General features: G+C 49.7%; 15 protein-coding genes. 10 read left to right on the top strand and 5 right to left on the bottom strand.

Features of this window, described 5'->3' with window-relative positions; genetic code table 11:
* Nucleotides 1-201: 201 nt before the first annotated feature.
* The 7 genes from ACTHTU_RS03520 to trmA all read left to right on the top strand — a co-directional run bounded on the left by ACTHTU_RS03520 (nucleotide 202) and on the right by trmA (nucleotide 8,336).
* Nucleotides 202-864, top strand: coding sequence for a DedA family protein (locus ACTHTU_RS03520; RefSeq protein ID WP_440361774.1), 663 nt, complete (start codon nucleotides 202-204; stop codon nucleotides 862-864).
* 66 nt (nucleotides 865-930) lie between these two features.
* Complete coding sequence (locus ACTHTU_RS03515; protein ID WP_440361773.1) at nucleotides 931-1,914, top strand: asparaginase; 984 nt, start codon at nucleotides 931-933, stop codon at nucleotides 1,912-1,914.
* 13 nt (nucleotides 1,915-1,927) lie between these two features.
* Nucleotides 1,928-2,695: a TatD family hydrolase gene (locus tag ACTHTU_RS03510; protein ID WP_440361772.1), complete on the top strand. Its 768-nt coding sequence runs from the start codon at nucleotides 1,928-1,930 to the stop codon at nucleotides 2,693-2,695.
* A 287-nt stretch (nucleotides 2,696-2,982) separates the two neighbouring features.
* A complete protein-coding gene (locus ACTHTU_RS03505) occupies nucleotides 2,983-4,251 on the top strand; it encodes an NRAMP family divalent metal transporter (protein WP_440361771.1) in 1,269 nt (422 codons plus the stop codon).
* Between the two features lie 155 nt (nucleotides 4,252-4,406).
* Nucleotides 4,407-5,483, top strand: a complete 1,077-nt coding sequence (prfA, locus tag ACTHTU_RS03500; protein ID WP_070849404.1) for a peptide chain release factor 1 — start codon at nucleotides 4,407-4,409, stop codon at nucleotides 5,481-5,483.
* Between the two features lie 150 nt (nucleotides 5,484-5,633).
* Nucleotides 5,634-7,136, top strand: coding sequence for a phosphate acetyltransferase (gene pta, locus ACTHTU_RS03495; protein WP_440361770.1), 1,503 nt, complete (start codon nucleotides 5,634-5,636; stop codon nucleotides 7,134-7,136).
* 117 nt (nucleotides 7,137-7,253) lie between these two features.
* The gene (gene trmA / locus ACTHTU_RS03490; RefSeq protein ID WP_440361769.1) at nucleotides 7,254-8,336 is read left to right on the top strand and encodes a tRNA (uridine(54)-C5)-methyltransferase TrmA; all 1,083 of its coding nucleotides are present in this window, start codon (nucleotides 7,254-7,256) and stop codon (nucleotides 8,334-8,336) included.
* Between the two features lie 69 nt (nucleotides 8,337-8,405).
* Here the strand turns inward: trmA and ACTHTU_RS03485 are convergent, their stop codons facing one another.
* A complete protein-coding gene (locus ACTHTU_RS03485) occupies nucleotides 8,406-9,446 on the bottom strand; it encodes a zinc-dependent alcohol dehydrogenase family protein (protein WP_107858123.1) in 1,041 nt (346 codons plus the stop codon).
* Nucleotides 9,447-9,608: 162 nt separating this feature from the next.
* Between ACTHTU_RS03485 and mutY the strand changes: the two genes are divergently transcribed.
* The gene (gene mutY, locus ACTHTU_RS03480) at nucleotides 9,609-10,643 is read left to right on the top strand and encodes an A/G-specific adenine glycosylase (protein WP_440361768.1); all 1,035 of its coding nucleotides are present in this window, start codon (nucleotides 9,609-9,611) and stop codon (nucleotides 10,641-10,643) included.
* A gap of 6 nt (nucleotides 10,644-10,649) precedes the next feature.
* On the opposite strand, the gene ACTHTU_RS03475 is transcribed toward mutY, so the two are convergent.
* Both ACTHTU_RS03475 and ACTHTU_RS03470 read right to left on the bottom strand, forming a co-directional pair.
* A complete protein-coding gene (locus tag ACTHTU_RS03475) occupies nucleotides 10,650-11,006 on the bottom strand; it encodes a hypothetical protein (protein WP_315040339.1) in 357 nt (118 codons plus the stop codon).
* Nucleotides 11,007-11,009: 3 nt separating this feature from the next.
* Nucleotides 11,010-11,207: a zinc-finger domain-containing protein gene (locus tag ACTHTU_RS03470; RefSeq protein ID WP_003745781.1), complete on the bottom strand. Its 198-nt coding sequence runs from the start codon at nucleotides 11,205-11,207 to the stop codon at nucleotides 11,010-11,012.
* Between the two features lie 113 nt (nucleotides 11,208-11,320).
* Here ACTHTU_RS03470 and ACTHTU_RS03465 point away from each other — a divergent pair, with 113 nt between their 5' ends.
* On the top strand, nucleotides 11,321-11,815 hold the full coding sequence (locus tag ACTHTU_RS03465) for a DMP19 family protein (protein ID WP_440361862.1): 495 nt from the start codon (nucleotides 11,321-11,323) through the stop codon (nucleotides 11,813-11,815).
* A 63-nt stretch (nucleotides 11,816-11,878) separates the two neighbouring features.
* Here ACTHTU_RS03465 and ACTHTU_RS03460 read toward each other — a convergent pair whose 3' ends face one another.
* Together ACTHTU_RS03460 and ACTHTU_RS03455 are read right to left on the bottom strand one after the other, a co-directional pair.
* Nucleotides 11,879-12,652, bottom strand: coding sequence for a M48 family metallopeptidase (locus ACTHTU_RS03460; protein ID WP_440361767.1), 774 nt, complete (start codon nucleotides 12,650-12,652; stop codon nucleotides 11,879-11,881).
* A 108-nt stretch (nucleotides 12,653-12,760) separates the two neighbouring features.
* A complete protein-coding gene (locus ACTHTU_RS03455; protein WP_440361861.1) occupies nucleotides 12,761-13,669 on the bottom strand; it encodes a serine hydrolase in 909 nt (302 codons plus the stop codon).
* A 313-nt stretch (nucleotides 13,670-13,982) separates the two neighbouring features.
* Here ACTHTU_RS03455 and clpX point away from each other — a divergent pair, with 313 nt between their 5' ends.
* A complete protein-coding gene (clpX, locus tag ACTHTU_RS03450; RefSeq protein WP_440361766.1) occupies nucleotides 13,983-15,248 on the top strand; it encodes an ATP-dependent Clp protease ATP-binding subunit ClpX in 1,266 nt (421 codons plus the stop codon).
* Nucleotides 15,249-15,280: the final 32 nt, after the last annotated feature.

Here is a 15,280-nt window from a genome sequence, read left to right as displayed (position 1 = left end):
GTTTGAAAGATAAACCAGCGGCTATTGTACCTGCCAAATCTGTTCAAATCCCAACTTTCCACGTCCGAATTTTGAGATTTTTTGCAAACTACCGTCAAATTTAAACAATATCTGCTTGTGATTGCTTTCAGACGGCCTTATCTTTGGTAAAATTCCAACTTAATCCAGTCATCAATCAATATCTATCGTGGGACAGCGGCCATGTTTGCAATTTTAGAATCTTTTTTCGTTGAATACGGCTATGCGGCCGTGTTTTTCGTTTTGGTTATTTGCGGCTTCGGTGTGCCGATTCCTGAAGATTTGACGCTGGTAACCGGCGGCGTGATTTCCGGCCTGGGTTATACCAACTCTCATATTATGTTTCTTGTCGGCATGCTCGGCGTATTGGCGGGCGATGGCTTTATGTTTGCGGCCGGCCGGATTTGGGGGCAAAAAATCCTTAAATTCAAACCGATTGCGCGCGTGATGACGCCTAAACGCTATGCCCAAGTACAGGAAAAATTCGACAAATACGGCAACTGGGTTTTATTCGTCGCCCGTTTCCTGCCCGGCCTGCGTACCGCCGTTTTCGTGACTGCAGGCATCAGCCGTAAGGTTTCCTACCTGCGCTTTATCCTGATGGACGGCTTGGCCGCGCTGATTTCCGTTCCGGTTTGGATTTATCTAGGAGAATACGGCGCACGCAATACTGACTGGTTGATGGAAAAAATGCACAGCCTGCAATCCGGTATCTTTGCGGTACTGGGCATAGGTGCAGTCATTGTCGGCTGGATTTGGTGGAGAAAACACCGCCGCCATACCTTCTTCCGTGAAAAATTACACGAAAAACGCGCTGCAAAAGCCAAAAAACAAGCCAATCAATAAACCATTCCAGGCCGTCTGAAACACTTCCCCGCTTTCAGACGGCCTCAATCATTCATCAGAAACCCCATGAAACAAAAAATCTTCGTCCTCTACACCGGCGGCACCATCGGCATGACCCAAAGCAGCGCCGGCCTGCGTCCCGACACCGCTCTCGTCGATAAAGCCCTTGCCCCCTTTTCAGACGGCCTTGATTTCGAATGGCACGTTTGCCAGCCGCTCATTGATTCTTCCGCAGTAACGCTGCAAAACCAACGCGACTGGTTGGAGCTTATTATCGCCAGACTGCCTGACTATGACGGCATTTTGGTGCTGCACGGCACGGATACCATGGCATACACCGCCAACCTCTTCGCCCTTTCGCTGCAAGGTTTGGACAAACCCGTTATCCTGACCGGCTCGCAATGGCCTTACGATGCCACCAACAGCGATGCGCCGCGCAACCTTGCCACCGCCGTTTCCGCTTTCTCGCTCAAACTCAAACAAGTGGCGATTGCCTTTGACGGCAAGCTCTTCCCAGCCGTCGGCAGCAGCAAAGTCAGCACGGAAACTGCCGCAGGTTTTGACAACCTGCATTTTGGCGCGCTCGCCGAATGGGAGGAAAACAAAGGTTGGCACAATATCCGTACCGCTCTGACCCAACATTCAGACGGCTTCAAACCGCGTCTTCCAAATCCTGAAGCCAAAGTTTCCGTCCGCACGCTGATTCCCGGTTATGCCGCGCAAGAACTTTCAGACGGCCTGCCCCACCTTTCCGCCCAAGCCCTAATCCTGCAAAGCTACGGCCACGGCAATGCGCCGAGCAACGATGCGTTTGTCCGAGCCGTCCAAGCCTTTACGCAACAAGGCAAATTGCTGCTTAACATCAGCCAAGTGCCGCAAGGTTGCGCCGCCGCCGTCTATGCCCAAGGCGATGCTTTGCGTCAGGCAGGTATTATCAACGGCGGCAAATGCAACCTTGAAACCGCCACTGCGCTGATGACCCTTGCCGTATCCCATGACTGGAGTGCGGATAAGGTGCAACAAGAATTGCGTCAATTAAATCTGCTGTAAACCGCCATTAAACATGACTTTCACCGACACCCACTGTCATCTTGCCGATCCCAAACTTGCCGACACGCTGCCTGCCGTGCTTGCCAAAGCGCAAGCCGTCGGCGTAGCGCGTTTTATCGTACCGGCTACATCTCCAAATGATTGGCAGGCAGTTGCGCAGTTGGAGAGGCCGTCTGAAAACATTCATATCACTTTGGGCATCCATCCGTGGTTTTCAGACGGCATTGATGAAACAGCGTTTCAACAGTTAGAGAAAGAATTAATCCGGCATCCGCAAGCATGGGTTGGCGAAATCGGCTTGGATTTTTATGGCAAAGAGCAAACCCAAGCGCAACGCGACACGCAGACCGATGTCTTTATCCGCCAACTCATCCTCGCCCAACACCTCAACCGCCGCGTCATCATCCATAATCTGAAAGCCACCGCCGCCATTGCCGCCGCCGTCAAAACCGCCGGTTTCACACGAGGCGGTATCGTTCACGCCTTCTCCGGCAGCGTAGAAGAAGCAGAGATTTTGGTGAAACTCGGCTTTAAAATCGGCATAGGCTCGCTGCTGCTCAATCCCAATGCAAAAAAAGTCCGTGCCGCCTTACAAGCTTTAAACGACAGGGATTTCGTTCTCGAAACCGACAGCCCCTTTATGCTCGGCCACGAAACCAATACCCCAGCCAACATCCGCCGTATCGCCGAAATCGCGGCCGAACTGCGCGGCGTACCGCTGGCACAACTGTCTGAAATCACCGAGCAAAACGTGGATTCCCTGCTCCATACTTCCCCTTGATATGCCGACCTCAAGGCATCAAAAAGCCTTGCCCGGCCATTTCGTTTCCAAACCGACACACTCTGCCCTCCCTACCCCATATTCATGAATAAAAAGCGATACAAGGCCGTCTGAAAAAATGTTTTTGGCACAAAATATCGTTCACTCCGTCATCTCGGCTTTTTAACACCGTATTTTCCCTTTGATTGATAAAAAGTATTACGCATATTATTGGGCAAACTTTTTATTTACGTTAAAATATGCCTTTTTTTGATAATAAGGCCGTCTGAAAAAGGCGGAAACTAATTATGGCTGAACAACATACACACACTTCCACCTGGAAGAGCAAAATCAATGCTCTCGGCCCGGGTATCATGATGGCTTCGGCGGCAGTCGGCGGCTCGCACCTGATTGCCTCCACGCAGGCAGGCGCACTTTACGGCTGGCAGCTTGCGCTGATTATCATTCTGACCAACCTGTTCAAATACCCGTTTTTCCGCTTCAGCGCACATTACACGCTGGACACGGGCAAAAGCCTGATTGAGGGCTATGCCGAAAAAAGCAGCGTTTATTTGTGGGTATTTTTGATTTTATGTATTGCATCAGCAACGATTAATGCCGGTGCAGTCGCCATCGTTACCGCCGCCATCGTCAAAATGGCGATCCCGTCGCTGACTTTCGATGCCGGCATGGTGTCCGTCATGATTATGGTTTCCTGCCTGCTGATTTTGGCAAGTGGCCGCTATAAAGCATTGGACAACGTTTCCAAAATCATCATCGTCAGCCTGACCATCGCCACCGTCGCCGCAGCAGCCGTGGCCATGTCTCGCGGCATGCAGATGAAACCCGACTTTATCGAGCCTACCCCGTGGACACTGGCAGGCTTGGGCTTCCTCATCGCGCTGATGGGCTGGATGCCTGCACCGATTGAAATTTCCGCCATCAACTCTTTGTGGGTTACTGAAAAACAACGCATCAACCCTTCCAGCTACCGCGACGGCATTTTTGACTTCAACGTCGGCTACATTACCAGCGCGATTTTGGCGGTCGTTTTCCTCGCCTTGGGTGCATATGTACAATACGGCAACGGCGAGGAAGTGCAAATGGCGGGCGGCAAATATGTCGGCCAGCTGATTAATATGTACGCTGTGACCATCGGCGACTGGTCTCGTCCATTAGTGGCATTTATTGCTTTCGCCTGCATGTACGGCACCACCATTACCGTAGTAGACGGCTACGCGCGCGCGATTGCCGAGCCGGTACGCCTGCTGCGCGGTAAAGACAAAACCGGCAATGCCGAATTGTTTGCTTGGAACATTTGGGTTGCAGGCTCAGGCTTGGCCGTGATTTTCTGGTTCAACAGCGCAATGGCGGAACTGCTCAAATTCGCCATGATTACTGCCTTCGTTGCCGCCCCTGTATTCGCTTGGCTGAACTACCGCCTCGTCAAAGGCGACAAACGCCACAAACTGACCATGGGTATGAACTTCCTCGCCATTATCGGTTTGATTTATTTGACCGGCTTTACCGTTTTGTTCCTGCTGAACCAAACAGGCATCTTGGCTGCGCCTAAGTAAACCCATATAAAAAAGGCCGTCTGAAACTTAAAAACAGGTTTCAGACGGCCTTTCTAATCAATCATATCTTTTTGAATTTTCATTCAAACCCATTATAATGACTCCTTATTTCGCCGTTGCAGACCACTCGACGGCATCCGTATTCTGGAAAATTTATGAAGCCGTCTATCTTAGAAAAACTACAACAACTCAGCGACCGACTGGAAGAAGTCACGCACTTGCTCGGTCAGCCTGAAGCCACGTCCGACATGGACAACTACCGCAAACTCACGCGCGAACACGCCGAATTGATGCCTGTGGTCGAAGTGTTCCAAAACTATCAGCTGGCGCAAAGCGACTTGGCGGATGCCGAAGAAATGTTGTCCGACCCCGAAATGAAAGACTTTGCCGCCGAAGAAATCGAAGCGGCGAAAGCCAAAATCGACACGCTCGATACCGAATTGCAAAAACTGCTGCTGCCAAAAGATGCCGATGACGACAAAAACATCTTTATCGAAGTGCGCGCCGGTACCGGCGGCGACGAAGCCGCGCTGTTTGCAGGCGATTTGCTGCGTATGTACAGCCGCTACGCCGAGCGCAACCGCTGGCAGGTTGAAATCGTTTCCGCCAACGAAAGCGAATTGGGCGGCTATAAAGAAGTCATCGCCCGCATTATCGGCTTGGGTGCATACAGCCGTCTGAAATTTGAATCCGGCGGCCACCGCGTGCAACGTGTTCCTGCCACCGAAAGCCAAGGCCGTATCCATACTTCCGCCTGTACCGTTGCCGTCATGCCCGAAGCAGACGAACTGGAAGACATTGAACTGAACCCGGCCGATCTGCGGATCGACACCTTCCGCGCATCCGGCGCAGGCGGTCAGCACATCAACAAAACCGACTCCGCCGTCCGCATTACCCACTTACCGACAGGCATGGTAGTCGAATGCCAAGACGGCCGCAGCCAGCATGCCAATAAAGCGCAGGCGATGAAAGTCCTCGCCGCCCGCTTAAATGACGCGCAAAAACGCGAAGCCCAAGCCAAAGAAGCCGCCGAACGTAAATCCCTGATCGGCAGCGGCGACCGCAGCGAACGCATCCGCACCTACAACTACCCGCAAGGCCGCGTGACCGACCACCGCATCAACCTTACCCTGCACAAACTGGATTTTGTGATGGACGGCGATTTGGAAGAAATCACCAATGCCCTGATTGCCGAGCATCAAGCCGAGCTTTTGGCGGCAATGGGGGATTGATGGATTTGGTCCATTGCGTTTATACTTTTTCAGACGGCCTGATGACATATGTCAATATGACCGTGTATATGTTATCCCAAAGTGATAAAATGCAGCACCAGCTGCACAACAGCAACACCCTTCTACAATCACCGAAAGAGAGGACACAAAATGGCAAAAATCCTGATCGCACCGGTATCTACCGGCCTGAGCGCCGATGCAGCGGCAAAAGCATTTGCAGCGGCATTGAATGCGCAAGTTTTCCAAGCCGTTGACTCCACTACAGAAACCCTGTTGGCTCAAGGCAAGAGCGACGACTGGTTTGACGCGCTTGTCGGTAAAGTTGCAGCATTGAATGCAGACAATCTCGTTATCGAAGGCATCACTCCTGATGCAGACAAATTGTTCTTGGCAGGCAAAAACGTCGAATTGGCGCTGTCTTTAGACGCTGGCGTTGTATTGGCGCTGAAATCCGACAATACCGACGCGGCCGCCATCGCCCAACAATTAAACCTCGCCAAACAGCTCTACACTAACTCCCCAGGCTTATTGGAAGGCTTTATCATTGACGGCGCAGCAGCCGCTTTAGGCGCACAAGTTGCCGAGCAAACCGGCCTGACTTTCTTCGGCTCCAGCGACAACCTACAAGACGTATCCGCTTTGGCCAAACGCGAAGCCAAACGCCTGTCTCCAGCCCAATTCCGCTACAACCTGATCGATTTTGCCCGCAAAGCCGATATGCGCATCGTCCTGCCTGAAGGCGCAGAACCACGCACCGTCGCCGCTGCCGCTATCTGTCACGAAAAAGGCATCGCCCGTTGCGTACTGTTGGCGACCCGCGAAGAAGTTGAAGCCGTAGCTAAAGAGCGTGGCATTTCCCTGCCTGATTCTTTGGAAATCATCGATCCTGCCTCTTTGGTTGAGCAATACGTCGAGCCAATGTGCGAATTGCGCAAATCCAAAGGCCTGACTCCGGAAGATGCTCGCAAACAGCTGCAAGATACCGTCGTACTGGGCACCATGATGATGGCTCAAAACGACGTAGACGGTTTGGTTTCCGGTGCAGTCCACACTACTGCCAACACCATCCGCCCTGCCCTGCAACTGATTAAAACCGCTCCGGGCGCAAGCCTCGTATCCAGCGTATTCTTCATGTTGCTGCCTAACCAAGTATTGGCATTTGCCGACTGCGCGGTTAATCCAAACCCAACACCTGAGCAACTGGCCGACATCGCTATCCAATCTGCCGACAGCGCCAAAGCCTTCGGTATCGATCCAAAAGTAGCCATGATTTCCTACTCTACCATCAACTCAGGCAGCGGCCCTGATGTCGATGCAGTGATCGAAGCAACCAAACTAGCTAATGAAAAACGCCCTGACTTGGCTATCGAAGGTCCATTGCAATACGATGCAGCTACCGTTCCATCTATCGGCCAAACCAAAGCTCCGGGCAGTGCTGTCGCCGGTCAAGCAACCGTTTTGGTTTTCCCAGACCTCAATACCGGCAACTGTACTTACAAAGCCGTACAACGCAGCGCCAACGTCCTGAGCGTAGGCCCGTTGTTGCAAGGTTTGCGTAAACCGGTTAACGACTTGTCCCGCGGAGCATTGATTGAAGACATCGTCTTCACCATCGCCCTGACTGCCGTTCAAGCCAAACAAATGCAAGGCTGATTGACAAGCTGATGCTTTGAAATCAAAGACCGTCTGAAACCGATGTTTCAGACGGTCTTTCGTATCTTTGCGCCAACTATATTATAATTCGCCATTATTTTCTGAAAGACTGCCCCAATGACTGCCTACCAGCAACAACTAGCCGACAAAAAGCAATATCTTCAGCAACTTTTCCAAGGACTGGATTTCCCTGAAATCGAAGTCTTTGAATCTCCGGAACAGCATTACAGGATGCGTGCCGAGTTCCGTATCTGGCATGAGGGCGGCGAAATGTTTTACGCCATGTTTGAGCGCGGGCAAAAGGCAAGTGGGGCAAGCCTGATCCGTTGCGACCAATTTCCTGCCGCGTCTGAATCCATCAATGCCTTGATGCCGAAATTGATTGAAACCGCGTCAAATCATCCCGAGCTGAAAAACCGCTGGTACGCTGTCGAATTTTTGTCCACTTTAAGCGGCGAAATGCTGGTTACCATGATTTACCACAAGAAGCTGAACGAAGCATGGCAACAAGCCGCGCAAGAGCTGGCGCAGAATTTGGGCATCCACATCATCGGCCGCAGCCGCGGACAAAAAATCGTATTAAGCCAAGATTTTGTGACCGAAGCATTGGAAGTCAACGGCAAGACCTTCCGCTATCGTCAAATCGAGGGCAGCTTTACCCAACCCAATGCCCAAGTATGCCAAAAAATGCTGACTTGGGCGTGTGATGCCGCGCAAAACTTAGGCAAAGACATGCTTGAGTTGTACTGCGGCAACGGCAATTTCACCCTGCCGCTTTCGCAACATTTCAATCAAGTATTGGCAACCGAAGTTTCCAAAACCTCCGTCAATGCCGCCCAATGGAATATTGAAGCCAACCAAATTACCAATCTCAAAATCGCTCGTCTGTCTGCGGAAGAATTTACCGAGGCCTACACGCAAAACCGTGAATTCCGCCGCCTGCAAGAACAAGGCATCGACTTGAAAAACTATGATTTTTCAACCATTTTCGTTGATCCTCCACGCGCTGGTGTTGATGATGAGACGCTCAAATTGGTTGCCCGATTCGACAACGTCCTCTATATTTCCTGCAATCCTGAGACCCTGCGCACCAACCTCGACAAGCTCTGTCAAACCCATACCATCGAACGCGCCGCCCTATTCGACCAATTCCCATTTACCCACCATATCGAAAGCGGCGTTTGGTTGAAGAAAAAATAAAACCATACAAAAAGGCCGTCTGAATGTTCAGACGGCCTTTAATTAACGGCATATTAAGCGATTTTCAAATCAATCCGCTTCCAAAACCACTTTCATGGCTTGGTTTTCAGCAGCGTGTTTGAATACATCGTAAGCTTTTTCCAATTCGCTGAATTTGAAATGGTGGGTCATCATTTTGGTGTAATCCACTGAGCTGCTGGAAATGGCTTTCATCAGCATTTCGGTAGTATTGGCGTTAACCAGGCCGGTAGTGATGGCAAGGTTTTTAATCCACAGTTTTTCCAGTTTGAAATCAACGGATTGGCCATGTACACCAACCACAGCGATATGGCCGCCAGGTTTCACGATGTCTTGGCACATATTCCAAGTTGCAGGGATACCGACCGCTTCGATGGCGCAATCTACGCCATCTTCGCCAACAATGTCAGCAACTTGCTTGCTTACATCGCCGGAAGCAGGGTTGATGGTATGGGTTGCGCCCAATTCTTTCGCTAGTTTCAAGCGGTTTTCGTCCATATCGCAAACGATGATGGCGGCAGGGCTATACAGTTGCGCGGTCAACAACGCAGACATACCGACAGGGCCTGCACCGGCGATGAATACGGTATCGCCAGGTTTCACATCGCCATATTGCACGCCGATTTCGTGGGCGGTCGGCAGGGCATCGCTCAACAGCAGGGCAACTTCTTCGTTGACGTTGTCAGGCAGCGGAACCAAGCTGTTGTCGGCATAAGGCGTACGGACGTATTCGGCCTGAGTACCGTCAATCATATAGCCCAAGATCCAACCACCGTTGCGGCAGTGTGAATAAAGTTGGATTTTACAGTTGTCGCAAGTACAGCATTTGCTGACACATGAAATAATGACTTTATCACCGACTTTGATGTTTTTTACAGCGTCGCCGACTTCTTCTACAATACCGATGCCCTCATGACCGAGAATACGACCGTCGGCAACTTCAGGGTTTTTACCCTTCCAAATACCCAAGTCAGTACCGCAAATCGTGGTTTTAACGATTTTGACGACTGCATCGGTTGGATCGATAATTTGAGGGCGGGGTTTTTCTTCGAAACGAATGTCGTTTGCGCCATGATAAACCATTGCTTTCATGTGAATCTCCTTGAGCGGTTAATAAACTTTAACAATACAGCGTAAATCCACGTTAACTATATTTATATATCCCTCCACTAGATAAGTCAATCCTGATTATTATTTTATATATTATGCTGTAACATACTGTTTTAAAAATAAATAATTAAAAAGTAAATATTAATGAACACACCCCTATCCTTCTCTCAACGACTCATCGATTGGCAACGGCAGCATGGCCGTCACGACTTGCCTTGGCAGGTCAAAGACCCTTATTCCGTCTGGCTTTCAGAAATCATGCTCCAACAAACACAGGTTGCTACTGTATTGGACTACTATCCGCGTTTCTTAGCCAAATTCCCAACTGTGCAATCGCTTGCCGCCGCGCCGCAAGACGAGGTTTTATCCTTGTGGGCAGGCTTGGGCTATTACAGCCGCGCACGCAATCTGCACAAAGCATCGCAACAAGTCGTCGGACAATTCGGCGGTATCTTTCCATCCGAGCGCAAAGACTTGGAAACACTCTGCGGCGTAGGCAGAAGTACAGCCGCCGCCATTTCTGCCTTTGCTTTCAACCGACGAGAAACCATCTTGGACGGCAACGTCAAACGCGTTCTCTGCCGTGTCTTTGCCCAAGACGGCAATCCGCAAGACAAAAAATTTGAAAACTCGCTCTGGACACTTGCCGAAAGCCTGCTGCCGTCTGAAAACGCCGATATGCCTGCCTATACACAAGGGCTGATGGATTTGGGTGCAACCGTCTGCAAACGGACAAAACCTTTGTGCCATCAATGCCCTATGGCAGACATCTGCGAAGCAAAAAAACAAAACCGCATTGACGAGCTGCCCCGCAAAAAAACTGCTCCCGAAGTGCAAACCCTACCGCTTTATTGGCTGATTATGCATAACGCTGACGACACATTATTGCTTGAAAAACGCCCTGCCAAAGGCATTTGGGGCGGTCTGTATTGCGTACCCTGTTTTGAAAAATTAGACGATTTGTATGCTTACGCCGAACGCTTCGGCATTGTTTCAGACGGCCTTGAAGAACAAACCACGTTTACCCACCGCCTGACCCACCGCTTATTGATGATTACCCCTTTTCAGACGCAACAAAGACCGTCTGAACATCTTTCAGACGGCCTTTGGGTATCAGCGAAACATTTAGCGGATTATGGCTTGCCCAAACCTTTACTCAAGTATTTGGCTAAAGGCTAAACCGTCCTATTCCACAATCTCTTTAAATACAACTTCTTTTCCGCCGCGAATCAATACGGCAAACCCATCGCCAATCTGCCAACGCGAGCTTGGATTGGCGTACTCGACGCCCTGACTCCGCAAACGGACTTGCGCCAGTTTCTCAACCGTATTGCCTTCACGCAGCTCAACCATCATCGGGCTGTGGCTGTTGATATAAATTGCAGTAATCGTCCGACCTTGTGCGGATTGATAACGGACAGAATACGTCTGCGCCTGTGCAATGACCGGTAACGGCGCGTCAGGGCGCACAGCCTTATACGAGCCACACGCAGCGCACAAACTCACGCACAAAGCGCAGATAATTTTGTTCAACATAGGCATAGATCAGTAATGGTGATGCGGAATCTCGCCATCAAGACGGTAATAAGTGCCGCAATACGGGCATTCAATCTCGCTGTTGGACTGAATCGGCAGGAATACACGCGGATGGCCGTTCCATGTTTCATGATTAGGGCCGGAGCAATGCAGCGGCAAATCCTGCGGCTTGATGACTACAACGTTTTTTTCAGACTGTGTACTCATGGTTTGGTTCCTCACTATGTTTTCTTATCTTCCAATATTGTAAAGCAAAACGGCCGATAGGTTCAGACTGAAAACATTATATAATCACTTTTTTCAGACGGCCTTTGATGATGATGACTACCCTGCTCCGCCTTCAAGATTTCGATACTTCCGATTCCGCTTCATTTCTTTATACACTCAGCGCAGCCTATTTGGACCACACCGAACAGGCAGGAGATGAGGAAATGTCCAGCCTTAACGACGAACAGCATACATTGACCGCCCTTTGCTATCTCGACAGCCAGGTTCAAGAAGGCGGCTTCGTACAGCTTATCGCTTCAGGATACGGAGAATACATCTTCGGCAATCCGGTTACCGACAGCCTGCGCCGCTGGCGCATCAAACCGATACCGAAAATCTTAGACAAAGCCAAAACCTTGTACGAAAAACACGGCGAAGCCATTGAAAAAATGGCAGATGAGCAAAGGGATTTCGACGAAATCCGTAAAGCTTTTCCCGATTTTGAAGAGCTTGACGGCGATTATTATGACGTTGCCGACGAAGACTTGGAAACCGCAGCAGCCTACGTTCAAGCAAATTGGGATAAATTTGCCAAACTGTCAGACTGAAACCATAAAACTTTGCCGGTTTGAATCATCTGTTCAAACCGGCAAAATTATAAGTACATCAAATTAACGTTTGTTTTTCTGATAAATCGGCATTACTTCAGGCAACATTTTGCGGATTGCATTGATACGCGCCTGATTGGTTGGGTGGGTCGACAAAATAGACAATGAGCTACCGCCCTGTACTTTGTTCATTTTTTCCCACACGCTTACCGCAGCCTCAGGGTTGTAGCCTGCTTCAGCCATCAAACGTACACCGCCTGCATCCGCTTCGCTTTCCTGATTGCGTGAGAACGGTTTTGTCGCCAACAAATCTGCACCCAAGCCAACCAAATCACCATCCACACCGGTTGAGCTGGCCAAAATCGAACCGCCCAAGCCGGTCAATACTTGTCCGCCCAAAGCTTTTTTGCTGTGTTCCAACAGAGCATGGGTCATTTCATGGCCGACAACGGCGGCAATTTCATCATCCGTCAGCTTCAATTTCTCTACTATACCGGTGTACACGGCCATTTTACCGCCCGGCATTGCCCATGCGTTCATTTCATCACTGCGGATAACGTTCATCTGCCAGTTGAAAGGCACGCCAGTTTTGTTGGCGCGCTCAGCATGAGGACGCAGACGTGCAAACACGCGTTGAACGCGTTGAGCAGTTGGAGATGAAACATCCAAAGCTTTTTGACCACGCGCGTTTTGAATGACTTGTGAGTAACTTTTAGCCGCGTCTTCATTTAAAGTCGCAGTATCGTAGCCAACCATATCCGCTACAGAAGTACAGCCGGTCAACGCCAAAATCACACCCATGCCGGCCCAATATTTTTTATTCCATTTTTTCAACATGTTTTCTCTCTGTGTTTTAAAATTAATGTAACGACATTGTACCCAAATTTAATACCCTTTACACAAAAGGCCGTCTGAACGGTTTCAGACGGCCTTTAAGCGTAATATTTAAGAACGGCGCTGCAGCATCCAAGACTCAATCTTACGCGCATCGTTCACGCGGGTTGTGGAAGACGGAGAGTTGAGCAATACAATGGTAATCGGCTGATTCTGTACATTGGCCTTAACCACCATAGAACGTCCTGCTTCACGAATATAGCCGGTTTTCTGCAATTCGATATTCCAGCTGCCCTCACGCACCAAGGCATTGGAGTTTTTGTAGTTTTGACGACCATTTGCCGTCCAAACCGAGCCGTAATTTGAAGTCGAATTTTTGCGAATCAGCGGATACTTACTGGCTGCCGCAACCATGCGGTTCAAATCGCGTGCAGTGGAAACGTTTTGGAAATTCAAACCGGTAGGCTCATAGAAACGACTGCTGGTCATACCCAGGCTTTGCGCTTTGGCATTCATAGCCGCAACAAATGCGCTCATACCGCCCGGATACGTACGGCCCAATGCATGAGTAGCACGGTTTTCACTGCTCATCAGGCTCAGGTGCAACAGTTCGCCGCGTGTCAGCGTCGTGCCGATGCTCAAACGGCTGCCCGTACCTTTCAAACGGTCGATTTCAGCCTCGGTAATCGTAATCGGCTCGTTCATATCCAGATGCGCATCCAAAACCACCATCGCGCTCATCAATTTGGAAATAGAGGCAATCGGCATGACACGATCAGGGTTTTTCTGATACAGCACTTCACCGGTTTTATTATTGAAAATCAAAGCAGATTGCGAAGACAGCAGAGGACCTGCCAAAGCGGCTTGAGCTTCGACTTGGTCGGCATAACTCAATGCAAAAGCTTCCAGCGGGTCATTTTGCACTGGGAAATTTTGCTCCAAAAATTGTCCCAATACATCCATATCATCGGCAACGGCAGGCGCAGAAGCAAAGGCCAATGCCACACCTGTCCATACCATTCCTAAAGTTTTATAGAATTTCATATCTGCCAATTCAAAAAAATACATTTAATTCAACATTCTGTTAAATTTTTCGCTAATTGTAAAGCGAGTTGAGAAAACTTTGCGTTTGTTTGCGAGATATTCAAATCCAACGTCCGCATCTGTTTCTTAGACGATACGGCGCAATGCCTGCTCTGATTTGAAAAAACACAAGATAGTCATTATACTTAGGCTCCTTTGTCAGAGGCATTCCCTCAATCCGGCAATACGCCCGAAATATCTGTTCCCCCTTTACAACACAGCCTCCATACAACCATACGAAGAAATTATTATGTCTGAAGAAAAACGCACCTGTTCATTCTGCGGGAAGTCCGAAAACGACGTTAAAAACCTGATCGAAGGCGAACACGCCTTCATCTGCAACGAATGTGTAGAAACTTGCGGCATAATGCTGCAAGACAACGAGTCCGGCGAGATTGAAAACGAGCTTGCCAAAGCGAAAGAAGAAAACGCCGAGAAAAAACTGCCTACCCCAGCCGAAATTGTTGCCAACCTCAACGACCACGTTATCGGTCAGGAACACGCAAAAAAAGCGTTGGCAGTATCGGTTTACAACCACTACAAACGCCTGCGCCACCCGAAAGCGGAGGGCAAAGTGGAATTGTCCAAATCCAATATCCTGCTCATCGGCCCTACCGGCTCAGGTAAAACCCTGTTGGCGCAATCTTTGGCGCGCAAACTGGATGTACCTTTTGTCATGGCGGATGCCACAACTTTGACCGAAGCCGGTTATGTCGGTGAAGATGTCGAACAAATCATCACCAAACTTTTGGGCAAATGTGATTTTGACGTTGAAAAAGCCCAGCGCGGCATCGTTTATATCGATGAAATCGATAAAATTTCACGCAAAAGCGACAATCCGTCCATCACGCGCGACGTATCCGGCGAAGGTGTGCAACAAGCCTTGCTGAAACTGATTGAAGGCACGGTAGCCAGCGTTCCCCCTCAAGGCGGCCGCAAACATCCAAACCAAGAATTCATCAACGTTGATACCACCAACATCCTCTTTATCTGCGGCGGTGCATTTGCCGGCTTGGAAAAAGTCATCCGCCAACGTACTGAAAAAGGCGGTATCGGCTTTGGTGCGGCTGTACACAGCAAAGATGAAAATGCCGATATTTCAGCCCTGTTTGAAACAGTCGAGCCTGAAGACTTGATTAAATTCGGTTTGATTCCCGAGCTTATCGGCCGTCTGCCCGTAATTGCCACATTGGCAGAATTGGACGAAGATGCTTTGGTCAACATTTTGACCGAACCGAAAAACGCCTTGGTCAAACAATATCAAACCTTGTTTGAAATGGAAGATGTCGGCCTTGAGTTTGAAGAAGACGCCTTGCGCAGCATCGCCAAACTGGCTATGGAACGCAAAACCGGTGCGCGCGGCCTGCGCTCTATCGTCGAACGTTGCCTCTTGGACACCATGTACACCTTGCCAGATTTGAAAGACGTAGCAAAAGTCGTCATCAATAAAGAAGTGGTGGAAAAAGGCGATCAGCCAAAACTTTTCCGCAAAGACGGCAGCGAATATAAGCAATAAAGCTCATTCTCTGAAAAAGACGTGTACCCGTT

Origin of the sequence: Neisseria sp. P0020.S005, from assembly GCF_051957055.1 — a bacterium.
GTDB lineage: Bacteria > Pseudomonadota > Gammaproteobacteria > Burkholderiales > Neisseriaceae > Neisseria > Neisseria subflava_A.
This window is presented reverse-complemented; position numbering and strand designations above follow the sequence as displayed.

Coding starts and splice junctions, on each gene's coding strand:
- mutY (WP_440361768.1), top strand. CDS start 9,609: ATGAACACACCCCTATCCTTCTCTCAACGACTCATCGATTGGCAACGG.
- clpX (WP_440361766.1), top strand. CDS start 13,983: ATGTCTGAAGAAAAACGCACCTGTTCATTCTGCGGGAAGTCCGAAAAC.
- ACTHTU_RS03460 (WP_440361767.1), bottom strand. CDS start 12,652: ATGTTGAAAAAATGGAATAAAAAATATTGGGCCGGCATGGGTGTGATT.
- trmA (WP_440361769.1), top strand. CDS start 7,254: ATGACTGCCTACCAGCAACAACTAGCCGACAAAAAGCAATATCTTCAG.
- pta (WP_440361770.1), top strand. CDS start 5,634: ATGGCAAAAATCCTGATCGCACCGGTATCTACCGGCCTGAGCGCCGAT.
- ACTHTU_RS03520 (WP_440361774.1), top strand. CDS start 202: ATGTTTGCAATTTTAGAATCTTTTTTCGTTGAATACGGCTATGCGGCC.
- ACTHTU_RS03455 (WP_440361861.1), bottom strand. CDS start 13,669: ATGGTATGGACAGGTGTGGCATTGGCCTTTGCTTCTGCGCCTGCCGTT.
- ACTHTU_RS03515 (WP_440361773.1), top strand. CDS start 931: ATGAAACAAAAAATCTTCGTCCTCTACACCGGCGGCACCATCGGCATG.
- ACTHTU_RS03505 (WP_440361771.1), top strand. CDS start 2,983: ATGGCTGAACAACATACACACACTTCCACCTGGAAGAGCAAAATCAAT.
- prfA (WP_070849404.1), top strand. CDS start 4,407: ATGAAGCCGTCTATCTTAGAAAAACTACAACAACTCAGCGACCGACTG.
- ACTHTU_RS03485 (WP_107858123.1), bottom strand. CDS start 9,446: ATGAAAGCAATGGTTTATCATGGCGCAAACGACATTCGTTTCGAAGAA.
- ACTHTU_RS03475 (WP_315040339.1), bottom strand. CDS start 11,006: ATGCCTATGTTGAACAAAATTATCTGCGCTTTGTGCGTGAGTTTGTGC.
- ACTHTU_RS03510 (WP_440361772.1), top strand. CDS start 1,928: ATGACTTTCACCGACACCCACTGTCATCTTGCCGATCCCAAACTTGCC.
- ACTHTU_RS03465 (WP_440361862.1), top strand. CDS start 11,321: ATGACTACCCTGCTCCGCCTTCAAGATTTCGATACTTCCGATTCCGCT.
- ACTHTU_RS03470 (WP_003745781.1), bottom strand. CDS start 11,207: ATGAGTACACAGTCTGAAAAAAACGTTGTAGTCATCAAGCCGCAGGAT.